The organism is Kitasatospora nipponensis (genome assembly GCF_039528135.1).
GTDB lineage: Bacteria > Actinomycetota > Actinomycetes > Streptomycetales > Streptomycetaceae > Kitasatospora > Kitasatospora nipponensis.
The window spans coordinates 133414-154422 of record NZ_BAAALF010000002.1; the positions used below are offsets into that span (position 1 = coordinate 133414).

Here is a 21009-nt window from a genome sequence, read left to right on the forward strand (position 1 = left end):
GGAGGAAGCCCCCTTGACCAGTGATCGACAGCTGCTGGTGCTGGCCGACCGGGATGCGGCCGAGGCCGTCGCCGAGGAGCTCGCCGAGCGCCGGCCCGAGCTCGGCCCGTTCGAACTCGTCCGCGACGCCCTGGCCGGGGAGGACGACGCCGAGGACGCCCAGTGGCTGGTGGTCGTCGAGGCACCCGTAGCCGGGTGGAGCCCGGCCGTGCTGGCCGAGATCGACACCTTCCTCGCCGACCACGACGGCTGGCGCGAGGACGGCTGACCGCTGCGCGGGACCGTGGGCGGAGCGCGGCCCGCGGCGGCGGCGAGCCGCTGCCGCGGGGCCCGCGCCGAGGTGGGCCCCGGCGCCGGTGGGGGCGGCCGCTCGGACCGCGCCGGGGAGCCGGTCCCGCCTTGGGGCCCACTCCCGGCCTCGGCCTCCGGATCGGGCTCCGGCTCGGTCCCGGCTGCGGACTCGGGCTCCGTGCCTGCCGCCGGCTCCTCGTCGGTGTCCGGGTGGGGGTGGGTGAGGACGCGCAGGTGCGCCGGGTCGTCGCCGAGGACCGCGATGTCACCGGACCGGTCGGTCCGCAGGACGGTGGCACCCAGCGCCCGCAGGTGCTGGACGGTGCGCCCGGCGGGATGCCCGTACGAGTTGCCCGTGCCCACGGAGACGAGGGCCAGCCTCGGCCGCAGGGCGGCGGCCAGCGCCCAGTCCTGGTTGGCCGAGCCGTGATGGGCCACCTTCAGCACGTCGACCGGTCCCGGGTGGACCGAGTCGAGCAGCTCGGCCTGGGCCGGTGCCTCCAGATCGCCGAGCAGGGCCAGCCGCAGTCCGCCGGTGGTCACCAGGAGGGAGACGCTGGCGTTGTTCGCTCCCACCGGCTCGGCGGCGGAAGCGGCGGGCGGCCAGAGCACGTCCCAGGTCAGCGCCGGCCCCGCGGTGCGGTGCTCGCCCGCCGACGCGCGGAGCAACGGGACCCCGGAGGCCGCCGCCCAGCCGCGGACCCTGGCCTCCTCCCCCGGCGGCGAGCCCACGGTGGTGGTCTCGATCGCGCCCACCGCGCGGTGGCGCAGGACCCCCGGCAGGCCCTCGGCGTGGTCCGCGTGAAAGTGCGTCAGGATCACCAGAGCGATCCGGGTGACGCCCAGGTCGCGCAGGCAGCGGTCGGCCGCCGCCGGATCGGGGCCGGCGTCGACGACCACCGCCGTGTCCGGCGCGGCGCTCGGACCGCCGCCCACCGGGAGGACCAGGAGGTCTCCCTGGCCCACCGAGCACATGACGAACCGCCAGCCGGCCGGCGGCCATCCCGTGGCGATCCGGACCAGCAGCGGCGGGCGGAGCAGCACCACCAGCAGGAGCAGGGCGAGCAGGCCGGGCAGCAGGATCCGGAGCCACCGGCGGGCCACTCGTGGCGGGGAGCCTGCGCCGGGTGGCGCGGGCGCCGGGCGGCCGGCGACCGCGGCCCGCCCGTCAGCGGGGCCGGGGACAGCGGGGGCGTCGTCTCGGGCGCCGCACGAGGCAGCGCCGCACGACGCAGCGCCGCACGAGGCAGCGCCGGAGGAGGCAGCGGTGGGGGCGCAGGCGCAGGCTCGGCCTGCGGCGCCGGCGGGGGGCGCCGCGCAGGCAGCGGTGGCTGACGTGCGCGGGAGCGCCCGTGCCGGCAGCAGCAGCGGCGCCGCGAGGCAGGCCGCCACGACGGCGAGCGCCAGCAGGACGGTCCCCGGCCAGCCCGGTGTCCAGGCGATCTCGGCCCCGGGGAGGGCGGCCCCGTGCCGGGCCACCGAGCCGATCCACTGGGCCGGCAGGTCGCCGAGCCCGGCCAGGACGCGGGCACCGGCAGCCGAGACCGGGGCCGCCGCCAGGGCGGCGAAGCCGAGCAACGTGGCCGGGGTGACCGCGAGTTCGGCCAACAGGTTGCAGGGCACGCCGACCAGGCTCAGCCGCGGGGCCAACAGCACCGTGGCGGGCGCGCAGAGGGCCTGCGCGGCCGCGGCAGCGGCCACCCCCGAGGCCAGGTGGTGCGGCCAGCCCCGCTCGCGCAGGGCGGCGGCCCAGCGCTGTCCGAGGGTGAGCAGGCCGGTGGTGGCCAGCACCGAGAAGAGGAACCCGTAGGAGCGGGCCAAGAGCGGGTCGGCCAGCAACAGCACCAGGACTCCCCCGGCCAGCGCCGGTAGGGCGGCGCGCGGCCGGCCCGTCGCCAGGGCCAGCAGGCCGATCACGCCCGTCGCCGCGGCCCGCAGGACGCTCGGCTCGGGCCGGCAGAGCGTCACGAAGGCCAGCGTCAGCACGGCCCCGAGCAGGGCGGCGAGCCGCAGCGGCACTCCGAGCAGGCCCAGCAGCCCGCCGCGCTCGGCCGTCCCGGCCCGCCCCGGGGCACCGAAGAGCACGACCAGCAGGACGGCGAGGTTGGCTCCGCTGACCGAGGTGAGGTGCAGCAGATCGGTGCTGCGGAAGGCCTCCTCCAACGCGTCGGGCATGGCGGAGACGTCACCGACCACCAGCCCGGGCAGCAGCGCCCGGCCGTCCACCGAGAGCCCGGCACAGGCGGCCCGCAGACCGCTCCGCAGGCGGCCCGCGAGGCGCTGGCCCCAGCTCGCCCCGGCGAGCTCGTGCGGTGGTCCGGCCGCCAGCAGGACCCCGCCGGGCCCGGGCCCGCCCCCGGCGGCCGGCAGGACGCGGACGTCGACGGCGATCCGGGTGGACGGGAGCAGGTCCTCCCAGGGCGCCGCCTCGTGGGCCGGGACCAGCACGGTGACAGGTGTGTGGATCCGGGTACCGACCGGGGGCGGCGGTGGCGACGCGCCGGTGAAGGACTCGGGCGGGGCGGGCACGGTGACCCGGTCCGCGGTGGCCTCGACGGACAGCAGGGAACGCCCGGGACCCGAACCCCGCGAGCGGGCGGTGTGGTGGCGCGGGTCGCCGGTGAGGGTGAGCTCGACGCCGACCGGCGAGGCGGCGGGGGCACGGGCGAGTGCCGGCAGTGGTCCTCGATGAAGGTCCGCGGTGTGCAGGACGGTGCAGACCGCCGAGGCCGCCGCGGTCAGCGCGACGGCCGCCACCGTCGCGCCGAGGCCCAGCGGCCGCCGGCGCCCCGCCACCAGCGACGGGAGGGCGGCCAGGGCGGTCAACAGGGCGACGAACAGGATCGCCGACCGGTGGCGGTCGCCCACGCCGAGCAGCACCGCGGCCACGCACCAGGCGGCCAGGGCCGGCAGCATCAGGCGGGCGCCGGTGCCGGGCCGCCGGCCGGTCGTCGGATACGGCTCCTCGGGTCCACCCCCTGGGGAGGCGTGCTCACCGGCGGGGGTGGAGAGGGCAGGCGGCACGGTGGGAACGGGGAGAGCGGGGCGGGGACGGGACATCCGGGCTCCTCTCTCAGAGCGTGAGCATGGGCTTGAGGTCGGCGAACTTGCGGTCACCGATGCCGGAGACGAGCCGGAGCTGGTCGATGGTGCGGAAGCCGGCGTGGGAGGCCCGGTAGGCGAGGATGTGCTGGGCCAGCACCGGACCGATCCCCGGCAGGGCGTCGAGCTGCTCCAGCGTCGCCCGGTTGAGGCTCACCGGTGTTCTGGGAACCGCCGGGCCGGGCGCCGCCGCGCCCGGCGGAGGCGCAGGGGGTGGAACCGGGCCCGGCGAGGCCGAGCCCACCAGGATCTGCTCGCCGTCGGTGAGCACCCGCGCCAGGTTGAGCGCGTCGGTGTCCACGCCGGGCAGCGGCCCACCGGCGGCCCGCAGCGCGTCGGCCACGCGTGAACCGGTCGGCAGCGTCCGCACGCCCGGAGCCTGGACCCGGCCGGCGATGTCGACGACGACCGGCGACGGAGTCGGTTCGGGCGGCGCGGTCGTCTCCGGCAGGTCGGACGGTACCGCCTCGGTGTCGGCCGGAGCGGCCGACTGACGGGCCGTCGGGACGCTCACCGGGACCGCCCGGCCGACGGGGGACGCCGCCGAGACCGCGGGCACGGCCACGGCCTGGGGGCGGGCGAGCCAGAAGTGCTGGACCGCGTAGCCGACGGCGAGCAGCAGGAGCACGGTGAGCCCCAGGACGGCCTTCCGGTCCGCCCAGAGCAGGGACTGCAGGGCCGGCGGCAGGCGCAACCGGCCACGCGTGCGCAGGACGGCGACCGGATCGCCGGCCGAGACCGCGGCTGCCGTTGCCGTGGCCGCCACGCCGACCGTGGCCGCGACGCCGGCAGCCGTCACCTGGAACGGCGCGGCACCGGACGGACCCGGCATGGGCGATCCACCCGGCGGGGCCGGGCCCGCCGGGCGCCCGACCGCGGGTCCGGCACGCCCCGGGCGCCGGGCGGATCGCCCGTACCCGTGCGGCCAGTCGTCCGGAAGCCGGCGAGCGGACGGAGCCTTGACCCGCCGGAGCCGCCGGGCCGGGGCCGCCGTGCCCGGCGCACCGCCGGGGTCAGGCCCGGGGTCGGCCACCGGCACCGTCGGGACCGGCGACCGGTGCAGGTCCGGCAGGACCGCGGCGGTCGCAGCGGTCGCGGCGGTCGCGGCGGTCGCGGCGGTCGCGGCGGTCGCGAAGAGGGTGGAGGCCCGGTGCCGGCCCGGGTCACCGGTACCGCGACGGCGGGCAAGGACGGGGTCGAGCGGGCTCAGCTCTCTCATGCCCACGACGGTACAAACAGCACGCCCGGGTCAGCGGACCCGCGAATTTCCTGTGGACAACTCGGCGAATGTGGACAACTGAGCACTCGTCAGAGTGACATCGATCGACATCAGCGCGGTGATACGACAACCGCCAGCAGGCCCGGACCCACGTGCGCCCCGATCACGGCCCCCACCTCGCCCACGTACAGCTCCCGCAGCCCCGGCACCCGCTCCCGCAGCCGCTCGGCGAGCGGCTCGGCCCGCTCCGCCGCCGCCAGGTGGTGGACCGTGATGTCCACCGGCCCCTCCCCCGCCTGCTCGACCGCGATCTCCTCCAGCCGGGCGATCGCCCGCGAGGCCGTCCGAACCTTCTCCAGCGGCTCGATCCGCCCGCCCGACAGGTGCAGCAGCGGCTTGACCGCGAGCGCGGAGCCGAGCAGCGCGCGGGCCGTCCCGATCCGGCCACCACGCCGCAGGTGCTCCAGGGTGTCGACGTAGAAGAAGCCGCGGGTGCCCTCGGCCCGCCGCTCGGCCGCCGCGACCACCTCGGCCGCGCCGAGCCCCTGCGCGCGGGCCTCGACGGCCGCCAGCACCGCGTACCCGAGCGCCATCCCGACCAGCCGGCTGTCCACCACCCGCACCGGGATGTCGACCTCGGCGGCCGCCAGCCGGGCGGCCTCGCAGGTGCCGGAGAGCTCCGAGGAGATGTGGACGGAGACGATGGCCTCGGCGCCGGCCTCCGCCGCGGCGGTGTAGGCGGCGGCGAAGGTCTCCGGGTTGGGGCGGGAGGTGGTCACCCGGCGCTTGGCGCGCAACGCCTCGGCGACGTCCTTGGGGGAGATCTCCACCCCTTCGGTGAGCACCTCGTCGCCCACCACCACGCTCAGCGGCACCACCGCGATTCGATGCCGGTCCACGGCGTCCTGTGGCAGGTAGGCGGTGGAATCGGTGACGAGCGCGAGCGGGACGGGCATGTGCCGGAGGTTACTCCCCGCAGGCCACGGAGGACAGCCGAGGCCGGAGCGCGAGCCCCGACGGCAACGGCAAACGACGGCAGCAGCAGCGCCGGACCCGCAGCAGCGCGCGAGGCGCGCCCGGGCCTCAGCCCGCCGACGAACCGGGGTTCGGCTTGCGCAGCCGCCCCGCGAGCCGGGTCAGCGGCTCGCCCAGCTTCAGCGCCTCCTCCGCGCTCAGCCGACCCGCCGCGGCGAGCCCGGGCCGGCCCGCACCCGACACGGGGTCACCCACGACCGGGTCACCCACCGCCGCCCCACCCGACGCCCCCGCACCCGCACCCGACGCAGGGTCAGCCGCCCCCGTGTCCCAGTGCCGCAGCGCCCCCGCCTCGCTCGCGCACTCCTCGCTCAGCCGGCTCAGCTCGTCCTGCGCGAACCGGTGCATCCGGTCCTGCGCGGCCCAACGCATCGACTCGGCGGAACTCGTGATGCGCTCGGCCCGCTCCCGCAGTTCGGGCAGCTTCACCGCCAGGCGCGACTGCTCGGGCTCGCGCTCCAGCATCCGCAGCTCGCCGTCCAGCTCCGCGGCGTGCGCGTCGAGACGGCCGAGCAGCTGCAGCGCCTCGGTGAGCTGGCCGTCGGAGGCGACCGCCCCCTGCAGCACCTCGCGCGTCCCCGTGAGCGAGGTGCGCAGGGCGAGGCGGACGGCGGCGATCTCGCCCTGCGCGCCCGGCCTGGTGTACGTCCTGGCCCGCAGCGTGACGTTCTCGACCGCCCGCCGGGCCTGCACCTCGGTCCGCTCGACCTTGGCCGCCAGCGCCCGGCCCGTCCGGAGGATGGCGAGCACCACCAGCGTGACCGCACCGATCCCGAACAGTACGAGCAGGACGCCCAGTGCGCCGATCGCTTCCATGGGGATGCCGCCTTCCGCTGGACCGGGCTCCGTAGGTCTCCACGGTAGCCGCCACCCACCCGCGCGGAGCAGGGGGATGCGGGAATCACGGGGTAATCACCGGGTAATCGCGGCGGAACGGTGCCGAGGATCAGGGGCGGCTCAGGGATGTCCCTGACGCCCACCGCCCGCCGCGCCTGCCTCCCCATCGCGGACCGAAGCTGTCCGCGATGGATGCGAGACTCGCACCATGTTGGAAACCTCCGCCCGCCTGCTCCGCCTGCTCGCGCTGCTGCAGGTCCGCCGCGAGTGGTCCGGGGCCGACCTCGCCGAGCGGCTGCAGGTCGACGTGCGCACGGTCCGACGCGACATGGAGAAGCTGCGCACCCTCGGCTACCCGGTGGACTCGACCCCCGGAGCCGCCGGCGGCTACCGGCTCGCGGCCGGCGCCGAGATGCCCCCGCTGCTGCTGGACGACGAGGAGGCGGTCGCCGTCGCGCTCGGGCTGCGCACGGCGGCGAACGGGACCGTCGCCGGGATCGAGGAGACCTCCGTCCGCGCGCTCGCCAAGCTCCAGCAGGTGATGCCCGCCCGGCTGCGGTCCCGGGTCGAGTCGCTCGCCGGCGCCACCGTGGAGATGCGCAGCCACGGGCCGAGGGTGGACGCCGACGTGCTGAGCACGATCGCCGCCGCCTGCCGCTCGACCGAGCGACTGCGCTTCGAGTACCGCACGCGGGAGGGGAGTTCCGAGCGCCGGGACGTCGAGCCGTACCGCCTGGTGCACTCCGGCGCCCGCTGGTACCTGGTGGCTTTCGACACCGTCCGCCAGGACTGGCGCAACTTCCGGGTCGACCGGCTGGAGTTGCGCCCGCCGCACGGGCCGCGGTTCGCGCCCCGCCCGCTGCCGGCGCAGGACGTCCGCGACTTCGTCTCCTGGGAGGTCGCCATCGGCCAGTACCGCTACCAGGCGCGCTTCACCGTCCGGGCGCCCGCCGCGGTGGTGCGCGAACGGATCGCGCCCACCTCGGGGTTGGTGACCCCACTCGACGAGAACAGTTGCACGTTGCGGGCCGGCTCCAACTCGCTGGACGGCCTGGCGGTCCACATCGGCGTGCTCGACCTCCCGTTCACCGTCCACGAGCCGCCCGAACTGGTCGAGCGCATCGCCCTGTTGGCCCGCCGCCTGCACGAGGCGACCAGCCCCGCGGAGGCGCTCGAACAGCGGGCCGGCCGCCCCGATGACGAGGCGGCCGGCCCGACCGGTCGAGCTTTCTGACGATGCGTCAGCCCGTGACGATGTTCACCAGCTTCGGCGCCCGCGCGATCACCTTGCGCACCGGCGCGTCGCCGATGGCGGCGACCACCGCCGGGTCGGCCAGCGCCAGCGCCTCCAGCTCGGCGTCCGAGATCGAAGGCGCCACCTCCAGGCGGGCCTTGACCTTGCCCTTGATCTGCACCACGCAGGTCACCGCCTCGTCGACCGCGTAGACCGGGTCGGCGACCGGGTAGTCGGCGAAGGCCAGCGAGTCGGTGTGGCCCAGCCGGCGCCACAGCTCCTCGGCGATGTGCGGCGCCAGCGGGGCGACCATCAGCACCAGCTGCTCGGCCACCTCGCGCGGCGTCGAACCGCGCTTGACCAGGTAGTTGTTCAGCTCGATGGCCTTGGCGACCGCGGTGTTGAAGCGCAGCGCGGCCATGTCGCCGCGGATGCCGTCGATCGCCTTGTGCAGCGCCCGCAGGGTCGGCTCGTCGGCCGGCTCCTCGACCACCACCAGCTCGCCGGTCTGCTCGGAGACGACGTTGCGCCACAGCCGCTGCAGGAAGCGGTACGAGCCGACCACGGCCCGCGGGTCCCACGGGCGGGAGACGTCCAGCGGGCCCATCGACATCTCGTACAGGCGCAGCGTGTCAGCGCCGTACTCCTCGCAGATGGTGTCGGGCGCGACCGCGTTCTTCAGCGACTTTCCCATCTTGCCCGCCTCGCGGGTGACCGGCTCGCCCTGCCAGGTGTAGCCGCCGGCGACCTCCTCGACCTCCACGGCGGGGACCGGGAAGCCGCGCTCGTCGCGGTAGACGTCGGCGGTGATCATGCCCTGGTTGAACAGCTTGTGGAACGGCTCGACCGAGGAGACGTGACCCAGGTCGTGCAGCACCTTGTGCCAGAAGCGGGCGTACAGCAGGTGCAGCACCGCGTGCTCGGCGCCGCCGACGTACAGGTCCACACCGCCGGCCGGCTTCTCGGCCGTCGGGCCCATCCAGTACTGCTCGTTGGCCGGGTCGACGACCTTCGCGCCGTTGTCCGGGTCCACGTAGCGCAGCTCGTACCAGCAGGAACCGGCCCAGTTGGGCATGGTGTTGGTCTCGCGGCGGTAGCGCTTGACGCCCTCGCCCAGGTCCAACTCGACGTTCACCCATGCCTCGTTGCGCGACAGCGGGGTCTTCGGGGAGCTGGCGGCGTCGAACGGGTCGTAGGTGTGCGGTGAGTAGTCCTCCACCTCCGGGACCTCGACCGGCAGCATCGACTCGGGCAGCGCGTGCATCACGCCGTCCTCGTCGTAGACGATCGGGAACGGCTCGCCCCAGTACCGCTGGCGGCTGAACAGCCAGTCGCGCAGGCGGAAGTTGACGGTTCCCTCGCCGATCCCGCGCTCGGTCAGCCAGGCGGTGACCCGGGCCTTGGCGTCGACCACCGACAGGCCGTCCAGCGCGATGTCGGCGTTCGCCGAGTTGACGATGACCGAGTCGTAGGTGTCGAAGGCGTCGTCCCAGCCGGCCGGGTCCTGCTCGCGGTTGTCGGTGGGACGCACCACGCAGCGCATCGGCAGCGCGAAGGCGCGGGCGAAGGCGAAGTCGCGGTGGTCGTGGGCGGGCACGGCCATGATCGCGCCGGTGCCGTAACCCATCAGCACGTAGTCGGCGATGAAGACCGGGACGCTCTCGCCGCTGACCGGGTTGGTCGCGTACGCGCCGGTGAAGACGCCGGTCTTGATCTTGGCGTCGACCTGCCGCTCGACGTCCGACTTGGCCGCGGCGGCAGCCCGGTAGCCGGCGACGGCCTCGGCCGGGGTGGCCGCGCCGCCCTTCCAGTCCTCGTGGGTCTCGGCCGGCCAGGCGGCCGGGACGATCGCGTCGACCAGCTCGTGCTCGGGGGCCAGCACCATGTAGGTGGCGCCGAACAGGGTGTCGGGACGGGTGGTGAAGACGGTGATCGCCTGGCCGCCGGCGACCGCGAAGTCGACCCGGGCGCCCTCGGAGCGGCCGATCCAGTTGCGCTGCTGCTGCTTGATCGCCTCCGGCCAGTCCAGCTTGTCCAGGTCGGCGATCAGCCGGTCACCGTAGGCGGTGATCCGCATCATCCACTGGCGCAGCTTGGACTTGAAGACCGGGAAGTTGCCGCGCTCGGAGCGGCCGTCGGCGGTGACCTCCTCGTTGGCCAGCACGGTGCCCAGGCCCGGGCACCAGTTGACCGGTACCTCCTTGCTGTACGCCAGCCGGTACTCGCCCAGCAGCTCCTCGCGCTCCAGGCCGGACAGCTCCGACCAGGCGCGGCCGTCCGGGGTGGGGCGCGAGCCGTCGGCGAACGCGGCGGCCAGCTCGGCGATCGGGCGGGCGGCCTGCACGGCGGGGTCGTACCAGGAGTTGAAGATCTGCAGGAAGATCCACTGGGTCCAGCGGTAGTACTCCGGGTCGATGGTGGAGATCGACCGGCGCGAGTCGTGGCCCAGACCCAGGCGGCGCAGCTGGCCGCGCATGTTGACGATGGCGGCCTCGGTGGAGATCCGCGGGTGCACGCCGGTGGCCACCGCGTGCTGCTCGGCGGGCAGGCCGAACGCGTCGTAGCCCAGCGTGTGCAGGACGTTGTGCCCGGTCATCCGCTGGTAGCGGGCGTAGACGTCGGTGGCGATGTACCCCAGCGGGTGGCCGACGTGCAGGCCCGCACCGGAGGGGTAGGGGAACATGTCCATGATGAAGCTGTGCGGCTTGGCGGTGACCTCACCGGCCGCCGGGTCGACCAGCGAGCCGACCGGGTTGGGGGCGTCGAACGTCCCCTCCTTCTCCCAGGCGTCCTGCCACCGGGACTCGATGTCGGCGGCCAGCGCGGCGGAGTATCGGAACGGCTCGGTGGCGGCCTCGGCAGCGGCAGAGGCTGGGGTCGTCTCGCTCATGGTCTTGTCTGCTCCATCGATGTCAGGTTGCGAAGCGTCAACTGGGCGGTCGCGCCGGGGGCGTGGGGCTCCGGAAACAAAAAAGCCCCTCGACAGGAGGGGACGCCACGCTGACTCCGGCGTGGCCCGCTCGGGCTCAGCCGGTGCTGGTCAGCGCGGCCGGCTAAGGAGCAGGCACACGGTTCGCATGGGGTCAGGGTACCAAACGGCGCGGCCCGGCCTCAGCAGAGCCGGGCACGCCCGGACGGGCCGCGGGCGCACCCGGGGGCCGGCCCGGGGCCGCGACCACGCCCGGCCCGCGGCCCGTCCGGCCCCTCGGCCGGGCCGCGGGTCCCGCGCTCAGCCCTGCTCGGCGAGCCGGGTCCCGCGGACCTCGGCCCAGCGCAGCGAGTCGCGGATGCCGTCGACGAGGGTGAGCCGCGGCTCCCAGTCGAGCAGCCGCTTGGCCCGGTCGCTGCGGGTGTAGGCGCCGGCCACGTCGCCGGGGCGGCTGGCGGCCTCGACCACCTCGACCGGCGGGGTGACCACGCTGTTGAAGGCCGCGATCAGCTCGTTGACCGTGGTGCCGGTCCCGGTGCCGAGGTTGATCACCGAGGAGCGGGCGCCGCCCTCCATCGCGCGGTCGAACCGCTGCAGGGCGGCCACGTGCGCGGCGGCCAGGTCCCAGACGTGCACGTAGTCGCGGATGCCGGAGCCGTCCCGGGTGGGCCAGTCGGTCCCGGTCACCCGGAACGGGACGCCGTCCTCGTGCGCCTCGATCAGCTTGCCGAGCGCGTGGCTGGGCCGGCGCTGCTGCAGGCCGGTGCGCAGCTCGGGGTCGGCGCCGATCGGGTTGAAGTAGCGCAGCGACAGGATCCGGATCGGCCGGGTGGCCGCGATGTCGGCGAACATGCCCTCGCAGACCGCCTTCGTGCGCGCGTACGGGCTCTGCGGGGCGAGCCCGGACTCCTCGTCCACGCTGAAGTCCTCGCCCGGCAGGTAGATCGAGCCGGAGGAGCTGAAGATCATCTTCTGGCAGCCGTTGCGGAGCAGGTGGCCGACGAAGTCCAGGCTCTTGGCCACGTTGGCCTGGTAGTAGCCGACCGGGTTGTCGACCGAGTCGGGGACCACGATCAGCGCGGCGCAGTGCACGACCGCCTCGATCTCCGGGTGCTCGGCGAAGATCCGGTCGACCAGCTCGCCGTCCGCGATGTCGCCCTCGTAGAAGGCGCGGCCCTCGGCGAACTCCCGACGGCCCGTCACCAGGCTGTCCAGGACGACCGGGGTGATGCCCGCTTCCAGGCAGGCCGAGCCGATGGTGCTGCCGATGAAGCCGGCGCCGCCGGAAATCAGTACCTTCATGGGGATATCGACCCTTTCTGTCCGCGGGAGACTTGGCCGCCCCCGCGTCAGGCAGCCTAACCGGGTGCCCCGCAGGTCAGGCCGGCCGCTGGGCGGCGTCGACCTCCCGCAGGGCCGCGTCGATGTCCCGCAGGGCCCGGGCCACCCGCCCGGACTGCATGCCGGCGGCCAGCCGCCGGGCCTGGTCGGCCGTCCGGGCGGCCTGCTCGCGCTCGCCGGTGCGCCGGTAGGAGTCGGCCAGCCGGACCATCAACAGCGCGCGGTCACGGGCCCGTTCGGCGCTCAGCTCGCGCACCGCCCGGATCAGCAGCGGCCGGGCCCGCCCGTGGTCGTCCAGGAAGAGGTAGCCCTCCCCCACCAGCCCGGCCAGCTCGGCCCGGTCGTCCGCACGGACCCCACCACCCGCACCCGCACCGCCCGCGTCCGCACCGACCGCACCACTGTCGCCCGCAGCGTCCCCACCTCCCGCGCCGCCGTCGCCGGCCTCCCCCGCGCCCTGCTGCTCCAGCAGCGCGAAGGCGCGCGTCGAGGCGGCCTCGACGCCCGCCCGGTCCCCCTGCCAGCCGTGCGCCAGCGCGCTGCGGCCCAGCTGGCGGGCCCGCTGGCGCGGGGTGAGCAGGCCGTCGGCCGCCGCGAGCCCGATGTCCAGCAGCGCCACCGGGTCGGCGCCGCGCCCGGCGGTGTGCGCCGAGTGGTGGGTGATCTGGACGACCAGGCTGCCCAGGATGCCCGCCCCCAGCCGCAGGTCACCGGAGAGCTGGGCCGCCCGCAGCGCGGCGACGAAGGCCCGCTGGGCGGCCGCCTCGTGCCCCAGGTCGTCGTTGGCCCGCCCCACCAGGTGGGCCAGCCGCGCCGCCTCGCCGTACAGTCCGCGCCCCAGCCGCTCGTCGAAGGCGTAGCTGCCGAGCTCCAGCAGCTTTCCCGCCATGGCGAGTTCGGCGCGGGCCGGGGCGAGCACCAGGCCGCCGCCGCAGGAACGTTCGAGCCGTCGCTTGCTGTCGTGACCGAGCCGCAGGTCGCTCAGCTGCGAGGGGGCGATCCGCAGCGCGCCCTCCCCGCCGGTGACCGCGGGCGCCGGTTCGGCCCAGTGCGACGCCACCCGGGCCAGCGCGTCGCCGCGGAACAGGTCGGTCAGCCGGACCGGCACGGCGTCGGCGGCGGCCTCGCGCAGGGCCAGCTGCGCGGTGTCGGCGTCCCACGCGTCGGTGAGCAGCAGCGCGGAGAGCACCCGGGCGCCGCGGTGGCTGCCCATCCGCCCCCAGAGCTGCTGGTACGTCACGGCGATGCCCACCGCGCGGCTGAGCACCTCGCAGACCGTCTGGTCGTGCGGCGCCCGCGGCACCATGCCGCGGTCGCGCCACTTGTACGGCGCGGTCTTGCTGATCGCCAGCGCCTGCGGCAGCAGCAGGTTGACCTCGCGAGCCAGTCGCTCGGGGCTCCAGGCGAGCTGGTGCAGTATCCGGGCCAGCTCTTCGTTCCGCTTCCGTTCCAGGTCGGCCATGGCCCGACGGTAGCGCTCCGCCCCCGGGCCGCGCGACGGTCCCCGGGAGACCGCCGACGACTGCCGGGCGACACGCCGAACAGTCACTCCAAGTAGTTGCCCGCCGCCGAACGGTCCAGCGAAATCACCAGGTCAGTGGCGTGACCTCGACGAGGACGTAACTCCAGATGGTCACGCAGCGTAGGACAGTCCGGAAATCCCGATGTGTCCTTTCCCGGAAGCGGTGACCTCTCGTGCAGTCAGCTGCCCTGTTCTCTCCCTCTGGCTCCGCCCCGGCCACAGCGCCGCCGCGACGGTCGCTGGGCCGGCGGATCGGCCGCCGGCGCGGCCTGGTGGCCGCGGCCGTGGTGCTGAACCAGCTGGCCTACGGGTCGGTGTACTCCTGGAGCATCCTCTCCGCGGGACTGCAGTCCCCGACCAGCAGCTTCGCGCTGGGCCGCGACGAGGCGGGCCTGCCATTCGCCGCCGCGCACGCGCTGGTCTTCCTCGGCACCGTGCTCGGCGGACTGCTGATGAGCCGTCGGCCACCGCGCGGCATCGCCCTGCTGGCCGGCGTGCTCTACGCGGGCGGCTTCCTGCTGGCCGGCTGCGCGCAGGGGCGCGGCGACTTCTGGCTGGTGCTGCTCGGCTACGGCGTGATCAGCGGGGTCGGCCTGGGCCTGGGCTACATCGTGCCGACCACCCTGCTGCAGCGCTGGTTCCCCTCGCACCGGGCGCTGGCCGCCGCGATCGCCACCGGTGGGTTCGGCCTGGGCTCGGTGCTCAGCGCGCCGCTGACCCGGCTGCTGGTCACCCACTTCGCCGCCAACCCCGCCCGGGTGCTGCTGGTCCTCGGCGGGCTCTTCCTGGTCACCACGCTGACCGGCGCCGCGTTCTTCCACAACCCGCCGCGGCCGGCGGTGGTGCCGGCCCAGAGCGGCGCCCGCGGCTACCGGCCGGCCCAGGCGCTGCGCACCCGTCAGTGGTACCTGCTGACCCTGGTGCTCTTCTTCAACACCGCCGCCGGGATCAGCATGCTCTCGGTCGTCGCCCCGGCGGCCGGCAGCCTGACGGGCCTGAGCCCGACCGCGGCCGCCGCGCTGACCGGCGCGCTCGGCGTCTTCAACACCGTCGGCCGCCCGCTCTGGGGCTGGCTCTCGGGGCGGACCGGTCTGATGAACGCCTTCGTGCTGATGCTCGCCTCGCAGGGGCTCTGCCTGATCGCGCTCTCCCAGGTGGCCTCGCCCGCGCTCTTCCTGCCGCTGGCGGCGCTGGTCTGCCTCTCCTTCGGCGGCGGCTTCGCCACCATGCCCGCGGCCGCCTCGGAGTTCTTCGGCCTGGCGCACGCGGGCGCGGTCTACGGCCTGATGCTGATCGGCTGGAGCCTGGCCGGGATCGCCGGGCCGCTGCTGGTCTCCCAGCTGGCCGCGCACTCCAGCTACGGGACGGCGTTCCTGGTGCTCGGCGCGATCACCGTGGTGGCGGCCGTCCTGCCGCAGCTGACCCGCGCCCCGAAGGCGCCGCGCCCGTCGGTCTGACCCACCGGCAGCACGGGCGCCCACCGCACCGGCGGCCGGCCCGCACCGAGGGCGCCGGCCGCACCGAGCCCGGAACGCCCAGAGGCCGCCTCCCGATACGGGAGACGGCCTCTGTCACTGTGGAGCTACGGGGAATTGAACCCCGGACCTCTTGCATGCCATGCAAGCGCTCTACCAACTGAGCTACAGCCCCAAGATGCATTTTTTTGCCGCCCCCGGTTTCCCGCGGCGACATGTCTTACTTTACACGGTCTGCAGGGTGCTTCACGAATCCGTTCCCGGCGCCGCCCCGCACGGGCGGCACCGGGATCCCCACGGACCCTCCCGCCGGGCTCAGCCGGCCGACCCCGCGGGCCGGGTCCGGGCCGCGGACAGCGCCGCCAGCGCCGCGCTGGCCGCGAGCAGCGCGCAGGTCACCTCCAGCGCGTGGCCCGAGAGCGCCGCGCGGGCCGGGTAGTCCACCGAGCTGAGGAAGACCGTGCCCAGCAGCGCCACCCCGACCACCTGGCCGAGCTGGATCACGGTCACCAGCGCACCGCTGGCATCGGCCGCGTCCTGCTGGGCGACCCGGCCCAGCGCCCGGGCGAAGACCGGGCTGTAGGCGCAGCCGGAGCACAGGCCCAGCGCGAGCAGCAGCAGCTCGCCGCCGAGCCCGAGCTGGTCGCCGGAGCCCAGCAGCAGACCCAGGGCCAGGTAGCCGGGCACCACCGCCAGCAGCGCGAGCACCGGCAGCGGCGGGTGCAGCCGTGCGGGCAGCCGGTGCCAGTGCAGGCCGGAGAGCCCGAAGCCGACCGCGATCGGGCCGAAGGTCAGACCGGCCCGCAGCGCACTGTCGCCCAGGCCCGCCTGCAGGTGCAGGGCGAAGGCGAACATGAAGCCGGAGAAGCCGAACATGATCAGGAAGATCGTCACCGCGGCCGGCAGCAGCCCGGGTGCGCGCAGCACCCGGCCGTGGATCAACGGCTGGCCGCCACGGGCCGCGATCCGGCGCTCGACCAGCACGAACAGGGCCAGCGCCAGCGCCGAGCCGGCCAGCATCAGCCACCCCCAGAGCGGCCAGTGCAGCTCGTGGCCGAGCACCAGCGGGACCACCAGCAGGCCGATCGCGGCGGCCAGCACCAGCAGGCCCGCGACGTCGAAGCGGCGCTCGCGGTCCACCGACAGCCGCGGCAGCAGCCGGTGGCCGGCCGCCAGCAGGACCAGGCCGATCGGCACGTTGACCAGGAAGACCGGCCGCCAGCCGGAGCCGAAGAGGTCCGCGCTGACCAGCACGCCACCCAGCACCTGCCCGGCCACGCTGCCGCCGGCCAGCACCGCCGTGTAGACGCCCAGCGCGCGGGAGCGGGCGGTGCCGGTGAAGGTGCGCTGGATCAGGCTCATCACCTGAGGCACCATCAGCGCCGCGCCCAGTCCCTGCAGCAGCCGGAAGGCGATCAGGCTCGCGGTGTCCGGGGCCAGGCCGCAGGCCAGCGAGGCGGCGGTGAAGCCGGCCAGGCCGAGTTGGAAGAGCCGGCGGTGGCCGAACCGCGCACCGAGCCGGGCGCCGGTGATCAGCAGCACCGCGTAGGCGATCGTGTAGCCGGCGATGACCAGTTGCAGCGCGGCGCCCGAGGCGTGCAGGTCGACCCGGATGGTGGGGACCGCCACGTTGACGATCGAGACGTCCAGCACGGCCATGAACTGGCCGGTCAGGATGAGCAGCAGGAGCAGCCCGGGGCGCGCGGGCGCGGCGGGGGCTTCGAACGGGCGTGCGGCGGCGGGGGGTTCGGTGGGCGTGGCTGGGCCGGCCGACGACGGCCGGCGGGTCGAGAGGTCCGTCATGTGCCCAGCCTGCGGGCTCGCGGATACTGGTGGTTAGAGCCTGCTGATCCTGGTACCGCGAGCACCCGGCAGCGGCCCGACCGCTCAGTCACGCCAGGGGGATGACCGTGCCACAGACGCCGACCGCTCCACCGACCCACCCCGCTCCACCGACCACCGCGCCCGCCACCGCGCCCACCGCCGCACCCGCCACGACGCCCACCACCGCAGTCGCACCCGCAGCCACCACCGCCCAGGCCCGCCGCACCGAGCTGGCGGCCTTCCTCAAGGCCTGCCGGGCCCGGGTCACCCCGCAGGACGTCGGCCTGCCACCCGGACCGCGCCGCCGCACGCCGGGGCTGCGCCGCGAGGAGGTCGCGCAGCTCGCCGGGGTCGGGGTCACCTGGTACACCTGGCTCGAGCAGGGCCGGCCGATCAACGCGAGCGAGCAGGTGATGACGGCCGTCGCCCGCGCCCTGCTGCTGGACACCGTCGAGCACGGTCACCTGCTGCGGCTGGCCGGCCTTCAGGTCGCCCTCGAACCGCTGCTCTGCCCCACCGTCGACCCGGCGATGCGGGTGATCCTGGACGGCCTGACGCCGATGCCCGCCGCGATCTGCAACAGCCGCTACGACGTGCTGGCCTCCAACCCGGCCTACGACGCGCTCTTCCCGGGCGTCATCCGGGGCAGCGCGCCCGACGGGCGGCGCAACTCAATGTGGTGCGCCTTCACGGTGCCCGACTGCTGCAACCCCTTCCTCAACCGCGAGCAGGAGTTCCCGCGGATGGTCGGGGTGCTGCGGGCGTCCTACGGCCGGCACGTGGGCGAGCCGCTCTGGGAGGCGTACATCCGGGACCTGAGCCGGGCCAGCCCGCGTTTCCGGGAGCTCTGGGACCGCCAGCGGGTGGCACCGGCCACCACCGTGCTCAAGGTCTTCCGGCACGCGGGGGTCGGCGAGATCCGGGTGAACGCCTCGTACCTGACCATGCCGGGCGCCCCCGAGCTCTACATGGTCGTCTACACGCCGCGCACCGCGCGGGACCGCGAACACCTGGAGTGGGTCACCGCGCACCCGCGGGCCGCGGTCACCGACCACGAGCACGACTGACCGGGCACCCCCGGCGTCGGCCGGGAACGTCGAAGGCCGGCACCCCCTGGGGGGGTGCCGGCCTCGACCGTCCTGTGGAGCTACGGGGAATTGAACCCCGGACCTCTTGCATGCCATGCAAGCGCTCTACCAACTGAGCTACAGCCCCGCGACACACGCCGTCCTGACGGACCTCGGGTGCGGAGTGGAGCTACGGGGAATTGAACCCCGGACCTCTTGCATGCCATGCAAGCGCTCTACCAACTGAGCTACAGCCCCGCGACACACGCCGTCCTGACGGACCTCGGGTGCGGAGTGGAGCTACGGGGAATTGAACCCCGGACCTCTTGCATGCCATGCAAGCGCTCTACCAACTGAGCTACAGCCCCGCACTCGGAGGATCTCCCGCCGCCCTCGCGGGCCGCGTTCTTTCCTGCGAACGAGGAAGACTCTAGCTGGTCAGGCCCGGAACTACGAAATCCCGGCCGCGCGGACGAGCGGCCGGCCCGCCGCGTGCGGATCGCCTCCGCACGCGGATCGCCCGCGCGGATCAGGTGTCGTCGCCGATCACCGGCACCGGCAGCGTGCCCGCGTTGTGCTCCAGCAGCCGCCAGCCGCGTGCTCCGCGGCCGAGCACCGACCAGCAGCAGTTGGAGAGCCCGCCGAAGCACTCCCACTGGACGGGGTCCAGGTCGAGCAGCCGGCCGAGCATGGTCCGGATGGTGCCGCCGTGGCTGACCACCACCAGGGTGCCGTTCTCGGGCAGCTTCTCGACGGCCTCCAGCACCACCGGCACGGACCGGTCGGCGACCTCGGAGCTCAGCTCGCCGCCGCCGCGGCGCACCGCCTCACCGCGCCCGAACGCCGCGTAGTCCTCGGGGTACTGCGCGCGGATCTCGTCGTGCGTCAGGCCCTGCCAGGTCCCCGCGTAGGTCTCCCGCAGGCCCTCGTGGTGCTGCACGTCCAGGCCGGTCAACCGGGACAGCTCGGCGGCGGTGTCGGCCGCCCGCTGCAGGTCCGAGGAGATCAGCAGGTCCGGCTGCAGGCCGGCCAGCAGGCGCGAGGCCCGCCGGGCCTGCTCGACGCCGGCCTCGGTCAGCGCGATGTCCGTGCTGCCCTGGAACCGGGACTCCAGGTTCCAGGAGGTCTGGCCGTGCCGCCAGAAGACGATCCGCGGTCCCCCCGCTCGGCTGCTCAGCTGAAGTCCTCGATGAAGCCGACCGCGTTGCCGGCCTCGTCGGAGGCGGCCTCCTCGGGGCGGTTGCGGGTGGCCATGGCGTCCGCCGGCAGCGGCAGCTCGGGGCAGTCCTTCCAGAGCCGGTCCAGGGAGTAGAAGGAGCGCTCCTCGGAGTGCTGGACGTGCACGACGATGTCCAGGTAGTCCAGCAGGATCCAGCGGCCCTCGCGCTCGCCTTCGCGGCGCACCGGCTTGACGTCGAGCTGCTCGCGCAGCTGCTCCTCGATCGCCTCGGCGATGGCCTTCACCTGGCGGTCGTTGGCCGCCGAGGCGATCAGGAACGCGTCGGTGATCGACAGCACGTCGCTGACGTCGAAGGCGATCAGGTTGTGCGCCAGCTTGTCGGCCGCGGCCTGGGCGGCGACGTTGATCAGGTCCTGCGAGTGTTCTGTAGCGGTCACGGTGTTCTTCCGGCTCGGTGACATCGGTTCCCATCCAGGATCTCACGCCACCGGGCGCCCCCCGGCCGGAGTTTCCCGACCCGGGGGCGCCCGGCCCGCACCGCCCGTCCGGCCCGCGCCGCCGCCGTGCCCGCGCCGCTACGGCGCCTTGGGCACCTGGTAGTCCTTGCCCAGCACCAGCACGAGGTCGGCGGTCTGCGCGTCCGTGACCTTCTTCACCACGCCGTCCGGCAGCCCGAGGCTGGCGGCCAGCGACTTCGCGGCGGCCAGCCGGCCGTCGTCGGTGTAGCGGATCTCGGTGGTCGCCTGGGCCGGGCCCTTGCTGGTGGAGACGTAGTTGAGGCCGCTGTTGATCACCTGGACCTGCGCGGCGGTGGCCGCCGCGTCGTTCCCGCTGCCGTCCAGGATGCCGACCCGGGCCGGCGCCCCGGTGGCGGCCGCCAGGTGCACGGTGCTGCCGAGCACGTCCTTGACCAGCGGACCGGCCTTGGCCTCGTCCAGCGTGCCGTCCGCCTTGAGGGGCAGCTCGCTGGTGCCGAAGTGGCCGTCCTTGACCTGCTGGGCGAGTTCGGCGAGCAGACCGGCCAGCGCCTTCTCGGGCAGCGAGGGGTCCAGCACGGCGTTCATCCGGTGCACGTCGTCGGTCGCGTCGGCCAGCGCGGTGGGCATGGTGGCGACCACCGCGCCCAGCACCGCGCCGAACCGCTTGAGCTGGGCCTCGCGGCTCTCGCCGGGCGCCTGGTAGGTGGCGTAGGCCACCGCGGCCTGGCCGGAGAGGGTGCGCTGGCTGCCCTTCTCGACCAGCGCCTTGCCGTCCGGGCCGGTGATCTGCGCGTCGGTGTCGACCTTGACCCCGCCCAACTGGGCGACCAGCAGTTGCAGGTAGGGGGTGTCCAGGCGCCAGGTGCCGGCCACCGGGGCGCCCAGCATGGTGGCCAGCGCGTCGCGGGTGGCGGCCGGGCCGATCGAGTCCATCGACTGGCCCAGCGGGGTGGTCGGCGAGTCACCGGAGGACGGCAACAGCAGGCCGTCCGGCAGCAGCAGGATCGAGCCCTTGCGCCCGGGGGCGTCGTTGACCAGCAGCGCGGTGCTGACCTTGCCCTGCAGGTCGCGCAGGTGGACCACCACCACGCTGCGCGGACCGGCCGCCGCGGCGGCGCTCTGCGAGCTGCCCAGCTTGCCGGTGAAGTAGAGGTAGCCCGTGGTGGCACCGGCCGCCACGACCAGCGCCACGGCCGCCCCGAGCAGCCGGGTGCGCAGCTTGCGGCGGCGCTCGTCGCGCCGCTCGGTGCGCGACTCGGCGAACTTCAGCCAGTCGATGACGTCCTCGGACTCCTCCGCCTCCTCGTCGACGAAGGTGAACTCGCCGGTCTGGTAGGAGTCCTGACCCGCCGAGCGGGCGCCCTTGGCGGCCGGCCGGCTGCCGCCGACCTGCTCCGAGGGCTCGGCGGGCGCGCTCGCCCGGCCGGTCGCGCCGGTGGCGGGCTCGGCCGGGCGGCGGGTCCGCGGCGGTGCG

General features: G+C 74.8%; 14 protein-coding genes, 4 tRNA genes and 1 pseudogene. 4 read left to right on the top strand and 15 right to left on the bottom strand.

Annotation, left to right across the window (positions count from 1 at the left end; all coding sequences use genetic code 11):
- Positions 1 to 31: 31 nt before the first annotated feature.
- Complete coding sequence (locus ABD323_RS01400; protein ID WP_425555823.1) at positions 32 to 268, top strand: hypothetical protein; 237 nt, start codon at positions 32 to 34, stop codon at positions 266 to 268.
- Between the two features lie 278 nt (positions 269 to 546).
- On the opposite strand, the pseudogene ABD323_RS01405 reads toward ABD323_RS01400, so the two are convergent.
- From ABD323_RS01405 to ABD323_RS01420, 4 genes and pseudogenes are all read right to left on the bottom strand, one after another.
- Positions 547 to 3351: pseudogene (locus ABD323_RS01405) on the bottom strand (ComEC/Rec2 family competence protein); the annotation flags it as partial.
- Between the two features lie 13 nt (positions 3352 to 3364).
- Positions 3365 to 4612, bottom strand: a complete 1248-nt coding sequence (locus ABD323_RS01410; protein ID WP_344438003.1) for a ComEA family DNA-binding protein — start codon at positions 4610 to 4612, stop codon at positions 3365 to 3367.
- Between the two features lie 110 nt (positions 4613 to 4722).
- A complete protein-coding gene (locus ABD323_RS01415; RefSeq protein WP_344438005.1) occupies positions 4723 to 5568 on the bottom strand; it encodes a DegV family protein in 846 nt (281 codons plus the stop codon).
- A gap of 127 nt (positions 5569 to 5695) precedes the next feature.
- Positions 5696 to 6463, bottom strand: a complete 768-nt coding sequence (locus ABD323_RS01420) for a hypothetical protein (RefSeq protein ID WP_344438008.1) — start codon at positions 6461 to 6463, stop codon at positions 5696 to 5698.
- A gap of 229 nt (positions 6464 to 6692) precedes the next feature.
- Here ABD323_RS01420 and ABD323_RS01425 point away from each other — a divergent pair, with 229 nt between their 5' ends.
- Complete coding sequence (locus tag ABD323_RS01425) at positions 6693 to 7718, top strand: helix-turn-helix transcriptional regulator (protein ID WP_344438011.1); 1026 nt, start codon at positions 6693 to 6695, stop codon at positions 7716 to 7718.
- Between the two features lie 7 nt (positions 7719 to 7725).
- On the opposite strand, the gene leuS is transcribed toward ABD323_RS01425, so the two are convergent.
- From leuS to ABD323_RS01440, 3 genes are all read right to left on the bottom strand, one after another.
- Positions 7726 to 10608, bottom strand: a complete 2883-nt coding sequence (leuS, locus tag ABD323_RS01430; RefSeq protein WP_344438013.1) for a leucine--tRNA ligase — start codon at positions 10606 to 10608, stop codon at positions 7726 to 7728.
- 339 nt (positions 10609 to 10947) lie between these two features.
- Positions 10948 to 11949 carry a UDP-glucose 4-epimerase GalE gene (galE, locus tag ABD323_RS01435; RefSeq protein WP_344438015.1) on the bottom strand — a complete coding sequence of 334 codons (1002 nt, stop codon included), beginning with the start codon at positions 11947 to 11949 and terminating at the stop codon, positions 10948 to 10950.
- 76 nt (positions 11950 to 12025) lie between these two features.
- On the bottom strand, positions 12026 to 13450 hold the full coding sequence (locus tag ABD323_RS01440; RefSeq protein ID WP_344438017.1) for an NsdA family TPR-like regulatory protein: 1425 nt from the start codon (positions 13448 to 13450) through the stop codon (positions 12026 to 12028).
- A 344-nt stretch (positions 13451 to 13794) separates the two neighbouring features.
- On the opposite strand from ABD323_RS01440, the gene ABD323_RS01445 reads away from it, so the two are divergent.
- Entirely contained in the window at positions 13795 to 14967 is a 1173-nt protein-coding gene (locus ABD323_RS01445) for an MFS transporter (RefSeq protein ID WP_344438019.1), read from the top strand.
- Positions 14968 to 15087: 120 nt separating this feature from the next.
- Here the strand turns inward: ABD323_RS01445 and ABD323_RS01450 are convergent.
- Together ABD323_RS01450 and ABD323_RS01455 are read right to left on the bottom strand one after the other, a co-directional pair.
- Positions 15088 to 15160 (bottom strand) — tRNA-Ala (locus ABD323_RS01450).
- 140 nt (positions 15161 to 15300) lie between these two features.
- Positions 15301 to 16788, bottom strand: coding sequence for an MFS transporter (locus ABD323_RS01455; protein WP_344438022.1), 1488 nt, complete (start codon positions 16786 to 16788; stop codon positions 15301 to 15303).
- A gap of 101 nt (positions 16789 to 16889) precedes the next feature.
- Between ABD323_RS01455 and ABD323_RS01460 the strand changes: the two genes are divergently transcribed.
- Entirely contained in the window at positions 16890 to 17876 is a 987-nt protein-coding gene (locus tag ABD323_RS01460) for a helix-turn-helix transcriptional regulator (protein WP_344438024.1), read from the top strand.
- Between the two features lie 75 nt (positions 17877 to 17951).
- Here ABD323_RS01460 and ABD323_RS01465 read toward each other — a convergent pair.
- The 6 genes from ABD323_RS01465 to ABD323_RS01490 all read right to left on the bottom strand — a co-directional run.
- Positions 17952 to 18024: transfer RNA gene (locus ABD323_RS01465), tRNA-Ala, on the bottom strand.
- A gap of 37 nt (positions 18025 to 18061) precedes the next feature.
- A tRNA-Ala gene (locus ABD323_RS01470) sits at positions 18062 to 18134 on the bottom strand.
- Positions 18135 to 18171: 37 nt separating this feature from the next.
- Positions 18172 to 18244, bottom strand: a tRNA-Ala gene (locus tag ABD323_RS01475).
- A gap of 161 nt (positions 18245 to 18405) precedes the next feature.
- Positions 18406 to 19053, bottom strand: coding sequence for a histidine phosphatase family protein (locus tag ABD323_RS01480; RefSeq protein ID WP_344438052.1), 648 nt, complete (start codon positions 19051 to 19053; stop codon positions 18406 to 18408).
- Positions 19050 to 19493, bottom strand: a complete 444-nt coding sequence (rsfS, locus tag ABD323_RS01485) for a ribosome silencing factor (RefSeq protein WP_344438026.1) — start codon at positions 19491 to 19493, stop codon at positions 19050 to 19052. Before rsfS ends, ABD323_RS01480 begins: the two co-directional genes overlap by 4 nt.
- A gap of 138 nt (positions 19494 to 19631) precedes the next feature.
- On the bottom strand, positions 19632 to 21009 hold a 1378-nt coding region (locus tag ABD323_RS01490), incomplete at its 5' end, for a LytR C-terminal domain-containing protein (protein WP_344438029.1).